We start from the raw sequence: 13,419 nt of genomic DNA, 5'->3' as shown, positions 1-13,419 counted from the left end.
GAATTATTACGCATTTCCGCGTATTAGTTGCAATCTTTTCGTTCAGGACCGGGATACCACCGTGCTCCCCTGGTCGCCCCGACGCTGTGGACGGCCTGGGCCTTCACCAGCTCGCGCAGGAGCACCTGGATCTGGCTTCGAGAAAGTGACGGCAACACCTGCCGCAATTCTTCCATGCGGGAACCGGAAGCCGCATTGTCCTTGATATGCTTAAGGAGCAGGGCCTTGTTCGTCTCTCGATCCAGACCTTTCTTGCGGGTATACACCCCTTTTGCCCCAAGTGCTGCATACAGCCGCTGGGAGAGGAGGTAACGGGTACCCTTGCCGTGTCCGACTGTCTCGACGGCGCCCGCTTCGATCAGACCAGGAAGGCGGCCCTTCAGATGCTCGGTCAGCGGTTGTTCCCGGTGTAGATAGTCGAGCGCGAGGAAATCGCAGGTGGAAAACGACCGTAGCGTCTCCTCGCCGAGCCGCTCCATGAAGCGCACAAAGGCGGTGCTCTTCACCATCCCTTCCAGGGTGAGCCGCACCTCGTGAGCGGAGGTGCCGGTGAAGCTTGGCAGCGGCTTCCCCTGGCGTATGGCGGTCTCGAAGATCAGGTTCATCCCCTGCCCGGACCGCTCGATCAGCCCGCACTTGGCCAAGGCTTCGGCCAGCCGGCGATTGCGCGGGTTCTGCTGATCGAGGATGTTTTCGGCGGTGATCCCTGTAGGGAAGCCGCCCGGACTGACCACTTCCAGGCGGCGGGCATATTGTCGAACGAAGACAGAGCCGCCAAGACGGTAGTCACGATGCGCAACCGCGTTCAACAGGGCCTCGCGCACCGCCACTTCGTCGAACGTGGGGAGGTCCATCCGGAACAGCCCGTCCTGGTAGCTCTGGCGGTCGTTGCGCAGATTGATCTTGTTCCAGATGGCGTCCTGCCAGAGGAAGAAACCCTCCCGATATTCCTCGCGGTCCGCCGCCGGTCCGGACGCCTCGGAGGAGCGATACTCAAAAACCAGCTCCGCCTGCGCCAGCCAGCGCCCCAAGGCGGACCGGGTGCCGAACAGGATCAGGGCGGCATAGGTGATTTGCCCATCCACGAGCAATTCGGCGTTGGTCAGCGTCTCAACGTCGGTCCAGTTATCTTTGCGCTCGTCGCGGGTTTTCTTCGCCCAACGCTGACGGAATGCGGCAATCGCTTCCGAAGACAAATCGGCCAGTGTGGCGCCGGGACATGTCTCGGCGGAAAAGTCCGGTCCTGTTTCCGCGAAGATGGCCCGCAACTCGGCATCGGTCATTGCCGCCAGGTCATCGCCGGCCCGTTTCAGGTAGCGGCCGTTTATCTGCCAGGCAGTGCCAGACAGCCTTCCAGGAACATGCACTATCAGCACGCGGCCCTCGGGAGTCAACATTTCCTCCACCGGGATGCGGTGCGTAAGCCGGTCATGCAAGCCCGCCTCTGTCCGGCCCGGCTCGGCAAAAGCGGCAGTGCCGACAATTTGGCGTGGCCGCCGGTCGGTCGCCCCCAAGATGACCTTGCCGCCACCTTCGTTGGCCAGCGCCACGCAATAGTCCACCAGCTTCTCGAAGTGGTAGTTTTGCTTGGCTTCCTTGAACTCGATGTTGGTTCCTTCGGGTTCAGCCAGCCAATGTTGGAGTTGTTCGTAAGTTGTATGAGTAAGGCTCATACGGATGCTCCCTGAATGCGGAGGATGTCCATCTGCAGTTCATAATCATTATGTAGATAAGCTATCTTGGCCGCGCAGGGCATCGCACGGGACGATCTTCCCGTTTTCATCGACAGTCAAAGCCGTCACCTTTATCAAAGGGGATTCGGGGATCTTCAATTCCGTCTGGGCGGGCAGGTCTTTCTGCAACTCATCCAAACCTTCGAAAAAGAGCTGATCGATGCCCCCTAATCGAATGGCGTCGTCGTGGTGGATGACAGCGTACGTCGTTTCACTCCCATCGCCTTCGACAATTGTGGTACAAAAGCGTTGCGGCACTGAAAATGGACGGGCTATCAGATAGTCCAGATATGCACGACTCTTTAGGAAAGCCAGTTTTACTTCATCTGAGCCTCCGCAAACATAGGGCTTGATTCGAAGGCTGTAAATGAAACCCTGATTATCCATCACATACCAAAGATTGGCGACAATTTCAGCCGTGTCAGGAAGTCGAGCGGACTGAGGAGTAGAGTCATGTTGGCTTGTCCATTTCATGAATCACAACCCCTCACCGGAAGGCACAAAGTCGGGCAGTTGCGAAGTGAGTGATGCATCCGTGTCAGAGGGATACCTTGTTCGAATTGATAACCCAGCTTTACGCTTGATGAAGCTATTCATGCACCCGGCTAGCGCCTCGCGTCGTGCCTTGAGGAATTGTCGATAGTTATCGAGCTGCAACATATCCATATTGCAGGGAACAAATTGAGCCTCTAGCGTTTTTTGCCCTTGTTTGCTCACGATGTCCGGCAGATATTCAACCGGCGGCTTATTGCTGATTCGGCGGTTGGTCTGGCCTGTGATGAATGCCATATTGGCAATTTCGTTAATCTCGCCAGTTTCAAAACCGCGCTCCTTGAGGAGAGACTTCGGGAAAATGTGATGCCACTGGATGAAGTGCATCTTCCCTTGATGGGTAAGCGACAATCCCAGCCCGCTGAACCAGTCCTTGGCGCCATTGTCCTTCAATGCGAGATAGGAAAGCGAGAAGAGGGGGCTGTTGGCGCCACGGCTTGCCAAGTCATTTGCTTCAATGTGCAGCCGCCCAAACTGCCGTTCTACCGGTTCGAGCAGAGCCGAAATGTCACCGCTACGGAAGATGATGGCCAGGTCTTCGTTCAGGAGTGTCTCAGTTGAACCACGTGAATATCGGCCCCGGGCATTGGCAATCAGCAGCCAATGAAGGAGAGATTGCTGTTCAGCCTGGGTGAGCCTGTTGTCTTTAACCCGGCTGACCGCAGCCAGTGCGTGGATAAACATGGGAGAAGACAAGAGGGTCTCATCTTCAATACCTGCGTTGGTACGCAGAAAATTAACGGCAAAGCGCAAACCTTCCTTTGCCTCCTCCCACCCCGCTTTCAGGCGCTCAATCGGCGTGGAGGCAACGGTGCGGAATAGGCACTGTTTGGTGGCAAAGACCACGATGCTCCTGACCAGTTGGCCCAGGTCGATGGTAAACCAGACTCTCTCGCACTCATCCTGAAACTCTTCCAGCTTCTTGAGCAGGTTTGGCCAGCGGGAGGTCATCTGGGCCAAGGCCAAATCTGAGGAGCGTAATTTGGCACCCAGCGAATTGACCCGAACGAAAATCTCTGTGACCTCCTCATAATCCATCTCGCGTTCAAGAACATGCACCACATACTGGTAGTTCCTGATCTGGCGCAGCTTATTCAGACGGTCGCTGTACTTCTGGTAACGGGGATCCTTAAACGACTCAATTCCTGCCTTTTCCAGAATTGTGGTGTCGCTTGATTTGAAAACCTCGCTTACAGACACCCAGTTCGGCTGTGCGAGCAGGTTCTTGCTTGCCACCACAAAGGTACGGCGCTTCAGGCGTTCCAAAAGCCCTTGCTCGTTGTCATCTGCCTCATCAGACTGGTCTGTATCTTCCAACTCATCGTCAGGGATAAGTGGTGAAACCTCATCACTCTCCACCTCGACCACTTCTGTCGGCGGGCCCTCCGGGTGCTCCAAGTTGAACAATATGTCGATGGGGCGTTTTCGTCCTCGAACCGTGACCGCCTCGCCATTTAGTACAGCCGTCAAGGAAGTTAGCCGCTGCTGCCCATCAAGAAGCAGTTTGCGCCCGGCAAAGGCGGTTGTATCCTGAGCAATGGCAAAGTCGCGCGTAGGTATGGGCTCATCGGTTTCCCAGACCAGGATGGAGCCGCTAGGATACCCTCGATAGAGGGAATCCAGCAGATCGCGAACCCGTGTGCCCTGCCAAACATAATGACGTTGGATCTCCGGCAACCGAAGCTCCCCACGCTTATACATGTCCACCAAGGTGCTGATCGGTATATTTTGCTGTTGCATCGCTATAGTTCCCTCCTGAAAGGACAATAGCTACTTCATCTCAAATTCATGCCAGTCCTGTAGGCACACATTCATCCAGCTTTCGATGCAGGAGCGAGATCAGGGAGAGGTAGTCAGCAGCATCGTCTTCGCCTTGCCAAAGTACCTTCGGTTCATGCGCCAATGGATTGCGGACGGCGGCAAAGCAACCCTTCAGAAGCGAAGCAAACCCCTTGTGCTCTGACTTCTCCGTCTCGGTTTGCAGGGTATTAAACGCCACAACCGGCCGCTCTATCGAAAAGACCCGATCGACAAGGGCAGCTCCATCGGTGTGTATCCCGGACATCTCGCGAATCCGCTGGGCCAGGCCCTTGGATGCTTCGAAAACGGCATGAAAGTAGTTGTCGTGGAGCAGCTCGGCACGGCAGTATTTCAGCACTTCGGGGTGAATACGCCTTCCCTGGAACTTGGCCCGCAGCGTTTGGACTCTTTGTTCGGCTTCATCAAGAGTCTGCACAGCATTGCAATGACGGAACTTGCCATCTTTCCCGTATTCCAGCCCGGGAAAAGCAAGGATGGTGTTCAGCTCTAGCCGTCGCTGCTCGAACTCTTGAATCCGCCCAACGAATCGCGAGGGTATCAGAAAAGATTGAATGAAGTCCACGACCCGATTTGCACAACCATCCAGGCGCTGACAGTCGAGAAAAATCGAATACAGACGTCGCCACTTGGTAGATTCGCCTGAATTGTCGATCATGCCACGATCGTGCAGAACCCGCGAAATATCAGTCCCTGACCCGCATTCACCGAGAACGCGAGCCAGCGCCTCAATTTGTCCTTCTGGAAAGACGGGAAAACCTGCCATATTATAACTCCCCTCTGAAGGCTCGATGCTGGAGGGAAGCGAAAAGCGCATCCAATTCTGCCAGTGCGGCGAGGTGGGCCGTTTTCAGTTTATCAACGGCCACTACACGGCGAGCGAATTCCTGTTGCAGAGGGAACGGCGGGAGAGGAATTCGCATAGCTTTCAGCTTTTCGCCAGTCAAGTGAGCTATTGTTGCAGCCGTCACATGGTCTCCAAGCCCGCCTCGGTTTGAGAGAAACCAGAGAAGCCAAGCAAGATATTCAGAGTTTGCCTGCCCCTCGCGAGGACGAGCTCGGTGCAATGCCTTCTGATAATAACATTCGGGAAGCTGACTTCTCCAAATTGCAGCACGCCCTGGTTCTCCTCCTTCACATATGAGCAAATCACCATCTCTCAGGCGAAACTCGTCACGGGCCGTTGAATCGAAATCCATCTCGTACACTTCACTAAGATCGAAGTGAAACCACTGAACGTTTGCATTTCGAAGGTATGGATGTAAGTGCTTGCCAGTCTGTTGTTTCTGGTCGAGCATCTTACCAAGACGTGACTCGCAGATTTCACCGAAAGCTCGTTTTGCCCACCCTTTCGGATTCGCCACCGGATCTCCGAACAGCTCCAGGAAAATGGACTGGTTGAGGGTATCGAGCTGTCCAAGAGCGACGCGGCGCTTTGTCCTGAGATCCTCGGCTTTGTCCAGAATTTCGGCAATCCGCCGTTGCTCGGGCAAGACTGGAAGAGGAATTCTTGATTCAGCGACAATTCGATCCGAAACAGCAGGATAGCTTGCTCCAGTCGCTTTCCTCACCATGTCGCTTATGAACATCGGCGATTTTACCCACTGAAACAGGTAGGCACCGTCGATAGAGTGATTACGTGGTCGAAGGACACAGAAGCCTGTTGAAGCAGTTGCTCCATCGAGCTCTTCAGGCACTCGTGCCACGCCATTCAGGTTGGGACGCACTGTCGAGACAAGAACATCGCCTTTCTCTACGAGTTGACGGGCACGACTCGGCGCGTCCCCACAGACAATTTCACGCGCACCGACAATGGTCTTGGCGTCCTGATCAACGGCACTCAGGTCGATGTAGCTAAAGACGTCATCCATCGCAGAGCGCATAGGATTCCATGTCTTGGCACTGCTAACCAAATCCCCAATGGCGACTGCCTTCCACCCACTCATCCCAATAACCCTTCAAGTTCCTTCATCCCCTTCTGAATCTCTTCCTCCAGCTTCGCTAAGCCAGCAAGAATAACCTTCGGATTGCGGCATTCAACCTCTTCATGCACCACTTCCTTGTAACGGTTGAGGGAGAGATCATACCCCTGAGCGGCGATGTCGGCTTTGGACACGCAGAAGCTCTGGGCGGTGCGGGGACGTTTCTTCTCCTCATTGTCCCGTTGCGACCAACGGGCGAGAAGATCAGGCAGGTTGTTCCGGTCGTGGTCTTCCTGCGACAGGGTAGCGGTGGGTACTGGGCCGAGCTTCTCCTCGGGTAGGAGCGGCGTCCTCTTGTCATCCAGGCTCCATCCGTCGGCGGTCACGTCGTAGAACCAGACATGATCTGTGCCGCCGGAATTGGTCTTGGTGAAGACGAGAATGCCGGTGGAGACGCCGGCATATGGCTTGAACACGCCGCCGGGAAGCGAGATCACCGCATCGAGCTTCTGCTCCTCCACCAGAATTCGCCGCAGCTCCTTGTGCGCCTTGGACGAGCCGAAGAGGACGCCGTCCGGGACGATGACCGCAGCCCGGCCGCCCGGCTTCAGTAATCGCAGGAACAGAGCAAGGAAGAGGAGTTCAGTCTTCTTGGTCTTGACGATCTGCAAGAGGTCCTTGGCGGTGTTCTCGTAATCAAGCGACCCGGCAAAGGGAGGATTGGCCAGAACCAGGGTGTACTTCTCCTCTTCGCCGGCATGGTCCTGGGCCAGGGAGTCGCGGTAGCGGATGTCCGGGTTCTCCACCCCGTGCAGGAGCATGTTCATGCTGCCGATCCGGAGCATGGTATTGTCGAAATCGAAACCGTGGAACATTCGGTGGTGGAAGTGCTCCTTCTGCTTGACGTCGTGGAGTATGGCCGGGTGGCGCTCCCGCAGGTATTCGCCGGCAGCCACGAGGAAACCGGCCGTGCCGCAGGCCGGGTCGCAGATTACATCGCTAGGCTGCGGGGCGGTCAACTCGACCATCAACCGGATTATGTGGCGCGGGGTGCGGAACTGGCCGTTCTGCCCAGCAGTGGCGATCTTGCCAAGCATGTACTCGTAGAGGTCCCCCTTGGTATCCCGCTCCTCCATCGGCACCTTGTCCAAGAGATCCACCACCTTGGCCAGCAGCGCTGGAGTAGGGATGGTGAAGCGGGCGTCCTTCATGTGGTGGGCATAGGTGGAATCGTCGCCCCCCAGGTTGCGGAGGAACGGAAAGACATGCTCGCCAACCACGGAGAACATCTCCTTCGGGGCGAAGTGCTTGAAACGTGACCAGCGCAGGTCCTCATAGGGGCGTGGCTTGCGCGGGTGGTCGTCGTTTCCTTCCGGGAAAATGCGCCGCTCCATGGGACGCTTCAACCGGGCCGACTTGTTCTCCTCAAGAGTGTGCAGGTCGTCGAGACGACGCAGGAAGAGCAGGTAAGTGATCTGCTCCATGACTTCCAGGGGGTTGGATATCCCGCCGGACCAGAAGGCGTCCCAGATGGAGTTTATTTGACTGCGGATGTCGCCGGTAAGCATATTTATCTTCAAGCCTCTCTATTGTCGACGCTTGGAATTCGAGCCGGAGGTCAGTTGTTGAAAATCGTCAAAACATAACAGATTTCAAGAGGTTTTTCCAGTTGTTTGACGTCCGTCCCCGCGCCATCCCCATCATGCGCGACATTAGAGGCAAGACAGAATGAGATTCATTGACTTAATGGCGTATCTGTGCGATAAGAAAGCGATATTTGTCCGGCGACACTCGTTCTTCTCATTAACTGCAAGCGAACCGCTGAATGCTGTGCATTGAAAGCCTTCTGGAGTGATCGAATGTTTTCCGGGAAAGACCAGATATTACTCTAAAGCCGCTTGGATCAGCGTTTGGGCTGATTAAGCGGTTTTTTTGTATCTTGCTGGATGACGTCAACGACGGTTGCCATCCAATAGAGAGATTCATGGTGATCGAGGGAGGATTGTGATGGAAGGAGCGGACCAAGAAACGAATCCGGACGAGGGTAGCAAGACGATTTCCGTCGATTTGGACTATGACCGGACCGTCAATTACGCGATGCAGCAGAATGACGTGCCGGTGGTAAAGGCCCTGCGGATTCGCAACGGAACCGATGCCGCCCTGCGTGATCTGAACGTCCGAATCACCACTGAACCCGCCTTCGCCGCCTCGTGGGAAGGCCGGGTCACTGCTGTTAACCCCGGTGAGACATTCAACCTTGGGGTTATTGATCTACCGCTGTCCCACGATTTCCTTGCCCGCCTAACTGAACGGGTTGCCGGCTCTCTTCTCGTGGAAGTCTCGCAGGATAATGCCGTATTGAGCACGTCCAGCCAGAGGATAGATGTGCTGGCTTACGACGAATGGAACGGTCTTCAATCAATCCCTGAAATCCTTGCGGCATTCGTGACCCCCAACCATCCCATGGTGGAATCTGTGCTTTCGGATGTCGCGGGCATTCTTGGCACTTGGACGGGGAACTCCGCAATCTCCGGTTACCAGTCCCGTGATCCTCAGCGTGTTGCCCTTACCGCAGCTGCCGTCTATGCGGCGCTCCAACAGCGCAACATCCGCTATATCAATCCGCCGGCAAGCTTTGAAGAAACCGGCCAGAAGATCCGCCTGCCGGATCGGATACTGGATAGCAGGCTGGCCACCTGTCTTGATCTTACCGTCCTCGCTGCTTCCTGTCTGGAGCAGGCCGGGCTCCATTCCCTTGTGGTCATCACCGCCGGGCACGCCTTCGTCGGTGTATGGTTGGAAGATGAGACCTTTGCCGACGTGGCTACCGATGACCTGTTGCGGCTACGCAAGCGGGTTGAGCTGGGCCAGATAACACTTTTTGAAACCACGCTCCTCACCAATGAACCAACTGTTCCATTCGAGCAGGCGGTGAAAGAAGCCTCGAAGCACCTTGAGAACGAATCGGCGTTTCGGTGCGTGCTCGATATACGTCGGGCGAGAAAGAGCCGAATTCGCCCCCTGCCGCTGCGCATTGAACCTGCTTCGGCCCCATCTGAGGCGGCCACGGAAAACGCGTCTGATCCCGCGGCTGCACCAACAATCAATCTCCCGACCTTCGTTACCCAGCATGAGAAGCAGCCGGAAGCCGTTGTCGAGACTCCGGCAACCCGCCTTGACCGCTGGAAACGGAAACTTCTCGACCTTACCCTGAATAACCGGCAGTTGAACTTCCGGGATTCCAAAAAGAACCTGCCTATTCTTTGTCCCGACCTAGGTTCACTGGAAGATGCCCTGGCGGATGGGAAGACATTCAAAATATTCCCCAGGCTTGGAGATTTGGGCGAGAACAACTCCCGCAATGCCGATGTCCACCGCAGCCGGACGGGGAAAGAGTCCCTGGACGAGATGCTCCGGGAGGAATTGGTTGCGCGCCGGCTCCACGCGGATGAAACCGAAGCAGAGATCAACCGACGTCTGTTGGAAATTTACCGGGAAGCAAAGCTGAGCATTGAAGAGAACGGAGCCAACACGCTTTATCTGGCCCTTGGGTTTCTCTCATGGTACGAGACAACCACATCCCCTAAACGTCGGCTGGCCCCGATAATCATGATACCTCTTGAGATCGAGCGCCGTTCCGTTCAGGAGGGGTTCAGCATCAAACAGGGTGATGATGAACCTATGGTCAACGTCACCCTGTTGGCCCATCTGGCTACGGATTTTGAACTGTCGATTCCCGGCCTCGACCCGATCCCCATGGATGAACATGGTATCGATGTTCCGCTGATACTCCGGAAATTCAGGGAAGCCGTTGTCGACATCGACCGCTGGGAGGTTCTTGAATCCGCCTATATCGGCCATTTCTCGTTCACCAAGTTCCTCATGTGGCGCGACCTTGAGATCCGTGCCGATGACCTACAGAAAAACGCCATCGTCAAGCACCTGATTCACACCCCGTCAGAGGTGTACCCCGATGATGGCGTCTTTCCTGATCCCGACCGTCTGGATGAGACACACAGCCCGGAAGAGACTTTCTGTCCGCTCAGTTCCGATTCGTCACAGCTCGCTGCTGTTCACGCGTCGGCTGCCGGAAAAAGCTTTGTACTCCATGGTCCGCCTGGAACCGGCAAATCCCAGACCATCACCAACATCATCGCCCACAATCTGGCACTGGGGAAAACGGTCCTGTTCGTTTCTGAAAAGCGGGCCGCCCTGGAGGTTGTCCACCGTCGCCTGACGGAGTCCGGCCTGGGGCCGTTCTGCCTGGAGCTGCATTCCAACAAAAGCCACAAAAAAGGGGTGCTGGGCCAGCTTGAACAGGCGCTGAACGCCCACGTCGGCCACTCAGCGGAAGAATGGCTGGCGGAGGCGCAAAAACTTGCGGCAACCCGCAAGGAGTTGAACGCCTTTGTATCGGCCCTGCATGCGGTTCGCGAATCCGGGGAGTCGATCTTTCACGGCATCTCCCAACTCATCGGCCACCGTGATATTGCTCTCGTTAAATTCGTCTGGCCTTCCTCGGCCCACATTGATCGCCAGCAGTTGAATGCCCTTCGCGAAACGGTACGCCAGCTGCAACTGGCGGGCGCACAAATCGGCCATCCGGCGACCAACGCCTGGGCACCAGCCGCATGTGAAACTTGGACACCTGAGTTTCGCAATTCCGTTGAGCGCACCGTGGAGGAACTGCGGAGTGCCGCTCCGGCCCTGGAAGAGGCAGCCGGCAAAATCTCGTCCATCGTTGGCATGACGCAAAGCCCCTGGAGCCGCCAGGATTTCGACAACCTGGCCGGAATTGCAGCGGCACTGCTTAACTGCCCATCCGTTCCGCCGGCACTCCTGTCGTCCTCCGACTGGGAACCGCTCAAGGCGACGATTCAGGAAATCGCGGCCCACGGCCTGCAACGGAATCAGCAGAGGGAAAGGCTCTACAAACGGTTCAACCCCGGTATCCTTGCCATGGATCTTGATGGGCTGCTCCAGCAGTGGTCGGTAGCCCAGAAATCGTGGTTTTTGCCACGCTGGTTCGGCTGCCGCAAGGTGCGTAAGACCCTCGGCACTGTCGCCCGCCCTGAGCATAGCCCCCAGAATACGGAGATCCCCGCCGACATTGAACAGGCTCTGGCCTTGAGGCAGGAAGAGCAGTTCATCAATCAGGCCGCGGCCCGCGCCGAAGGGATTCTGGGCGTCTATTGGCAAGGTGGGGAGGCCGATTGGAATGCCGTTGGAGACTACATCGAGCGGACGGAATCCCTGCGTAAGGTGGCATCCCGCGTGGCTGGTATCGACTTTGAGCGGACCATTCAGTTCCGCACGAAATGGGCAAACCTGATAGCAGAAGGGCGGGAGCAGCTCAGCAATGAAGGTCCGATCGGCCAGCGCCTTCAGGCATATATTGAAACATTCGAGCATTTCACAAAGGTTGAAAGCGCCCTGACGTCGATGCTGGTACTCGATCCGCAAACCGCCTGGGGATCATCCGCAGCCAGTGACTATCTGACCGCTCTCCAGGAGCGCTGCATCCTGTGGCAACAGCAGCTGAATGGCCTGAAAGCATGGTGCTACTGGCGGTCGGTGCGTAGGGAGGCGCTTTCGCTCAATCTGCAACCGTTGATCGACGCCTATGAGACTCAAGGTCTGGCGACGGAGAAGCTTCAGGAAACATTTACAAGAGGTTATTACCAGTGGTGGTGCGATGCCATCATCGGCGCTGAACCTGCCCTGTGCGGGTTCTTCAGCAGTGCCTTCGAGGATAAGATCCGGCAATTCAAGAAAATTGACGATAAGTACACCCTGTTGACGAGAAAAGAAATTCAGATGCGTGTTGCCGCAAAGCTTCCCAAAGGGCAGGCGAATAACCCTAACTCCGAGATGGGACTTCTTCGCCATCAGCTGCAGCGAAAAGTCGGCCATCTGCCCGTTCGAGCCCTGATCCAGAAAATTCCCAACCTGCTCCCGCGGTTGAAGCCCTGCTTGCTGATGAGTCCGATTTCCGTTGCTCAATACCTCGACCCAAGCCATTCAGCCTTTGACATTGTCGTTTTCGACGAAGCCTCGCAGATTCCGGTCTGGGATGCCGTCGGCGCCATTGCTCGCGGCAAGGAGGCAATTATCGTAGGCGACCCGAAACAGCTGCCGCCTACCAACTTCTTCTCGCGGGCAGATAGTGATGATGGCGCCGACGCGGATGACGGTATTGTGGATGATCTGGAAAGCATCCTTGACGACTGCATTGCTGCCCAGCTTCCCGAGAGACATCTCAACTGGCATTATCGCAGCCGTCATGAAAGTCTGATCGCCTTCAGTAATTACCATTATTACGGCAACCGGCTGCTTACTTTCCCTTCGCCCCACCAGGAGCTGGGGGTATCGTTCCGCCCTGTCACTGGTGAATATGACAAGGGCAAGAGCCGGACCAATCGGGCCGAGGCCACAGCAGTCGTGAGCGAGGTGTTGAACAGGCTGCTCGATCCTCTGCAAGCCAAGTTCAGCATAGGCATTGTCACCTTCAGCCAGGCCCAACAGCAGCTTATCGACGATCTGCTGGAGGAGGCACGCCGGCAGAATCCGGAGATCGAGCAATACTTCGCCGACGGAGCGGTCGAGCCGCTCTTTATCAAGAACCTGGAAAACGTCCAGGGAGACGAGCGGGATGTGATCCTCTTCTCCATCTGCTACGGTCCCGATGCCACGGGACGGGTCTCGATGAACTTCGGCCCCATGAACCGCGATGGCGGTGAACGGCGTCTCAATGTTGCCATCACTAGGGCGCGTCAGGAAGTGATCGTCTTTTCCACCCTCCGTGCCGAACATATCGACCTCTCTAAGACCAGATCGCAGGGGGTGGCCGACCTCAAATGCTTCCTCGATTATGCCGAACGTGGCCCGGTAGCTATTGCTGAGCGTCGCTCGTCAGAAGGTGAAGGAGAGTGCGAATCCCCCTTCGAGGTCCAGGTCTGTGATGCCCTACGGGACAAGGGGTATACCGTGTATCCACAAGTCGGCTGCTCCGGGTATCGGATCGATCTCGGCATTGTCGATCCGGAACGGCCGGGGCGTTACCTGCTGGGGATAGAGTGCGACGGGGCGAACTACCATCGATCCAAGACAGCCCGGGACCGGGACAAGTTGCGGGAAAGCATCCTGATCGGTCTTGGCTGGACTATCCATCGAGTTTGGTCCACCGACTGGTGGGAAAAGCCGGCCGAGGAGTTGGCCCGGATCGAGGCGGCCATCGAATCGGCCCGACAGACGATGGGAGCATTACCCGTTTTTGACGGAGCTTGATCCCCTGCGATAAATAAATGCTGGACATCCTCTTCGGCTTCCCGTATATTACGCTGGGAAACCAGGAGGAAACGGATGGAGCACCATACTACACGCCTCTCATTCTG

The 13,419-nt window shown here is 56.3% G+C and carries 7 protein-coding genes; 1 reads left to right on the top strand and 6 read right to left on the bottom strand.

What is annotated here, in order from left to right:
- Window positions 1-23: 23 nt before the first annotated feature.
- From M6689_RS04965 to M6689_RS04940, 6 genes are read right to left on the bottom strand one after another with little or no spacing between them, the layout of a single operon-like run.
- On the bottom strand, window positions 24-1,673 hold the full coding sequence (locus M6689_RS04965; RefSeq protein WP_298268554.1) for an ATP-binding protein: 1,650 nt from the start codon (window positions 1,671-1,673) through the stop codon (window positions 24-26).
- Window positions 1,674-1,721: 48 nt separating this feature from the next.
- Complete coding sequence (locus M6689_RS04960; RefSeq protein WP_298268552.1) at window positions 1,722-2,207, bottom strand: hypothetical protein; 486 nt, start codon at window positions 2,205-2,207, stop codon at window positions 1,722-1,724.
- Between the two features lie 3 nt (window positions 2,208-2,210).
- Window positions 2,211-4,025: a DUF262 domain-containing protein gene (locus M6689_RS04955; protein WP_298268549.1), complete on the bottom strand. Its 1,815-nt coding sequence runs from the start codon at window positions 4,023-4,025 to the stop codon at window positions 2,211-2,213.
- A gap of 46 nt (window positions 4,026-4,071) precedes the next feature.
- Complete coding sequence (locus M6689_RS04950; RefSeq protein ID WP_298268547.1) at window positions 4,072-4,869, bottom strand: TIGR02391 family protein; 798 nt, start codon at window positions 4,867-4,869, stop codon at window positions 4,072-4,074.
- A gap of 1 nt (window position 4,870) precedes the next feature.
- Window positions 4,871-6,049: a restriction endonuclease subunit S gene (locus M6689_RS04945; RefSeq protein ID WP_298268545.1), complete on the bottom strand. Its 1,179-nt coding sequence runs from the start codon at window positions 6,047-6,049 to the stop codon at window positions 4,871-4,873.
- On the bottom strand, window positions 6,046-7,593 hold the full coding sequence (locus tag M6689_RS04940) for a class I SAM-dependent DNA methyltransferase (protein ID WP_298268543.1): 1,548 nt from the start codon (window positions 7,591-7,593) through the stop codon (window positions 6,046-6,048). The genes M6689_RS04945 and M6689_RS04940 overlap by 4 nt, the downstream gene beginning before the upstream one ends.
- Before the next feature lie 439 nt (window positions 7,594-8,032).
- Between M6689_RS04940 and M6689_RS04935 the strand changes: the two genes are divergently transcribed.
- Complete coding sequence (locus M6689_RS04935) at window positions 8,033-13,312, top strand: DUF4011 domain-containing protein (protein WP_298268540.1); 5,280 nt, start codon at window positions 8,033-8,035, stop codon at window positions 13,310-13,312.
- The last annotated feature ends 107 nt before the right edge of the window (window positions 13,313-13,419 follow it).

The sequence above is a fragment of the Geobacter sp. genome (assembly GCF_027327745.1).
Classification (GTDB): Bacteria; Desulfobacterota; Desulfuromonadia; order Geobacterales; family Geobacteraceae; genus Geobacter.
This window is presented reverse-complemented; position numbering and strand designations above follow the sequence as displayed.